General features: G+C 72.4%; 3 protein-coding genes. All 3 read right to left on the bottom strand.

Going from position 1 to position 3,075, the window contains the following annotated elements:
• Window positions 1-156: 156 nt before the first annotated feature.
• Window positions 157-1,188 carry an ArdC-like ssDNA-binding domain-containing protein gene (locus ACIRPK_RS23700; RefSeq protein ID WP_403041301.1) on the bottom strand — a complete coding sequence of 344 codons (1,032 nt, stop codon included), beginning with the start codon at window positions 1,186-1,188 and terminating at the stop codon, window positions 157-159.
• A 202-nt stretch (window positions 1,189-1,390) separates the two neighbouring features.
• Window positions 1,391-1,768, bottom strand: a complete 378-nt coding sequence (locus ACIRPK_RS23695) for a DUF6409 family protein (RefSeq protein WP_403041299.1) — start codon at window positions 1,766-1,768, stop codon at window positions 1,391-1,393.
• Window positions 1,769-1,997: 229 nt separating this feature from the next.
• Window positions 1,998-2,771, bottom strand: coding sequence for a hypothetical protein (locus ACIRPK_RS23690; RefSeq protein ID WP_403041297.1), 774 nt, complete (start codon window positions 2,769-2,771; stop codon window positions 1,998-2,000).
• Between the last annotated feature and the right edge of the window lie 304 nt (window positions 2,772-3,075).

The raw sequence follows: 3,075 nt of genomic DNA, 5'->3' as shown, positions 1-3,075 counted from the left end.
CGACGGCCCGCGAGGTCCTCGGCGGCGGGGGGGGGGGGGGCCGGCGCGGGCCCCCCGGGGGGGCGCGCGGGGGGGGGGGGGGCCCGGGCGGGGGGGGGGGCGGGGGGGGGGGGGGGGGGGGGGGGGGCCCCCCCCCCCCCCCCCCCCCCACAACCGCTACGCGGCGGCCAGAGCGGGCACCTGGGCGGCCACCATGGCGGCGGCAGCCTCCGGGCTCTCCCGGAACTCCAGGAAGGCGCGGAACGCCTTGCGGACGGTCTCGGCGGTCGCGCTGAGCATCTGGCGGACCTCCTTCGACTCGCCTCCCGCCCACTCGCCGATGTACGGGGCGACCTTCACCGTGGCGTCGACGCCGTAGAAGGCGGCGATCATGTGGGCCACGGAATCGGCCTCCGTCTCCTTCTCGCCCCGGTGCAGGAAGTACCCGGACGGGTCCTCGGTGTGCCCGAGCGCGACATGCCCCGCGACCTCGTGCGCCAGCGTCACGGACGCCTGGGCGGGCGTCACCTGGCCGCTGATCCGCACCGTCTTCGTGCTCGACTGCGCCCACCCGCGCGCCGCTCCGGTCTGCCCGGTCTCCACCCGGTAGCCGTGGTGCACGGCGTACGCCTCCAGGGTCTGCCACATCTCGGCCGGGGCCTCGCCCGGCGTGTCCGCTCCGAACGCCTTCACCGGTGCGCCCAGGGCGGGGGTGATGAAGTACGTCCCGCTCTTGGGGTTGTGCTGCCACATGGGCTCGGTCTGGCTGGCGTCGAACACCGGCACCAGCTTGAACCGGGTGTAGGTCTTCTCGTTCCCGTCCTTGTCGGTGGCGACCTCGCCCGTCTCCTCGTCCTTCCGCTTGCCCGTCATCGGGGCGTTGATCCGGATGGACTTCTCGCCCTTGACGACCTGGCGGCCGCGCTCCCGCCACTGGTTGTAGCTGCACACGGCCGTGGCCTGCGGGCACTGCATGAGGATCATGAAGATGTTGTTCGCCGAGTACCGGCCGATGTCGGTGGCGGACGCCTTCACCAGCTGCGTCAGCATGGCCGTCCAGCCCTCGGAGGTGACCAGTTCCATCACAGCGGCGGCCAGCTGCTCGTGCAGCTCGTTCTCCAGCTGCTCGCGCTCGGCGGCCTTCTCGGCCTTCTCGGCGATGGTGAGGCTGCTGCGGCGGGGAGTGCGCTTGGTCGCGGTGCGGGCCATGATCGGTCTCCTTCGGTCGGGACAGCGGTTCGAATGTCTGCCGGGTAGCCGCCCGGCCTGACAAGAGAAATACTACCACGGATAACGCATCGTGTGAAGCTGTGCCACCCGCCCGGACGCCACTGCCCCTCCACCCGAACATCCCTGACGCTCCGCTGGCGGGGCGCCGGCAACCGGCCGGACCGCCCCGCCGGCGGAGCGGTCAGCCGCGCCGCTGCGCCCGTTTGATCACCTGCAGGGTGCTCGCCAGTCGCCACACCTCGGCCGCGTCGTCGAACAGGTGGGTTCCCCTCACGATGCGGCCCAGGACGCGTTCCGACTGGTCGGCGAGCGGGCCCCGGACGGTGATCTCGTGCGGGAAGCTGAGCGACACCGTGGCGTCGTCCCCCTGGCGGGCCGGGCCCTTGGTGTAGAACCACACCCGGTACGGCGCCGTCTCGCCCGTGCCGAACCGGCCGAGGACAACGGCCCGTGCCTGCCCAAGCTTCCGCCCCTGCCGGACGTGCTGACACCGGATGACCGTTCCCGGCGGCAGGGCCTTCGACGGGGCCTCGGTCGCGGTGGCGGTGAGCTCGGGCATGGGAACCTCTCGGGTCGCGGGAACGGTGGGTGCCCCGGGCGGTCTGCGCCGGCGGCGAGCGGGGCGGCGCCGCCGGCGGGGTCGAGTTGTGCGGGGCGGGGGCGCGCCCTGAGCGCGCCCCCGGTGGGAATCAGGTGATGGTGAGGGCCTTGCGGGGCCGCTTGGCGAACCCGAACGACGGGTCCTTGGGGGAGGGCTCCACGTCGGCGGTGAACTTCACCCGCTTGCCCTAGAGCTCGCTGGCGGGGCCATCCTTGATCTCTCGGGTAAGGGTGGCCGGAACGGTGCTCCACACGCGCCATCCGCCCTCGCCGCGAACGAGCATCTTGTACCGGCCGCCCGACCCGTAGTCCAGGTCCTCGTACTTGGCGAGGATGATTTCCCCGGTGATCTCCAGGGCCTTTCCGGTGGGCACCGGAGCGGCCGTGGCGGCCTCCTGGGTCCGCCGTTCGGCCTCCTCGGCCCGGCGGTGGGCATACTCCATGCACCGGCCCACTGCCGCCTCCTGGCGCTCCGTCGGCGGCTCCAGCCGCGACACCTGGCGGGCCATGTCGACTACGAAGCTGCTGTCGTGCGGCCCGTCGGCAAGGTAGGCCAGCAGTTCGGCGCGGCCGGGCTGGGCGGTGCTCCACGCCGCGAACTCCCGTTCGGCGCGTGCCCGCTTGGCGGCGGCCTTCTTCGCGCGCTTCTCCTCCTCCTTGGCGACGCGGGCGCGGTAGGCATTGACCGCCCGCTCCGTCTCCTCCCGGGTGGACTGCGACCCGAACGACTTGCCGTGGTTCTCCCCGCCGCACGAGCACGAGCACGACGGCCCGAACGCGTTCATGCACGCCCCGTCGCAGGACTCATCGCGGGTCACGGCGTACAGCCGTTCGCTGCTCAACGCGCGGCCGCACTCCGGACAGGGCGGGTTCGGCGCCTCGGTCCGCACCGGGCGGGCGCACGGGATGCACCGTGCCAGGAAGTAGGGGGTGGGACTCGCGTCGATGATCATGCCGGTCATGTGCGGATTCCTCTAGGAGCGGTTCGATCGCCTACCGGGGGCCACCCGGTCTGACGTGACAAAGACTACCATGAATGGTGCATCCATGGGGTCGGGTGGACCACTGGAGCGCCGGACGATCCCCCCTCGCCTCACGCATCGGCCCCTCGGGGGACGGCCGGCCTTCGGGTGAGCCGTCAGGCCGGCGGGCCGCGCCGCGCGGAACCGCGCCTAGTGCCGCATCAGGCAACGTTCGCCTCGTTCTTACCGGTCGAGTGCGGATCGTGCGGGACACGTAGTCTCGCGGGATGCATTCTCACCTGAG

Source organism: Kitasatospora sp. NPDC101801, from assembly GCF_044766665.1.
Lineage (GTDB): Bacteria > Actinomycetota > Actinomycetes > Streptomycetales > Streptomycetaceae > Kitasatospora.
Note: the sequence above shows the minus strand (reverse complement) of the source record. Positions and strands in the feature narration are given on the sequence as shown.

Excerpts from the sequence above, each read along its gene's own strand:
- ACIRPK_RS23700 (WP_403041301.1), bottom strand. The coding sequence starts at position 1,188 with ATGGCCCGCACCGCGACCAAGCGCACTCCCCGCCGCAGCAGCCTCACC.
- ACIRPK_RS23695 (WP_403041299.1), bottom strand. The coding sequence starts at position 1,768 with ATGCCCGAGCTCACCGCCACCGCGACCGAGGCCCCGTCGAAGGCCCTG.
- ACIRPK_RS23690 (WP_403041297.1), bottom strand. The coding sequence starts at position 2,771 with ATGACCGGCATGATCATCGACGCGAGTCCCACCCCCTACTTCCTGGCA.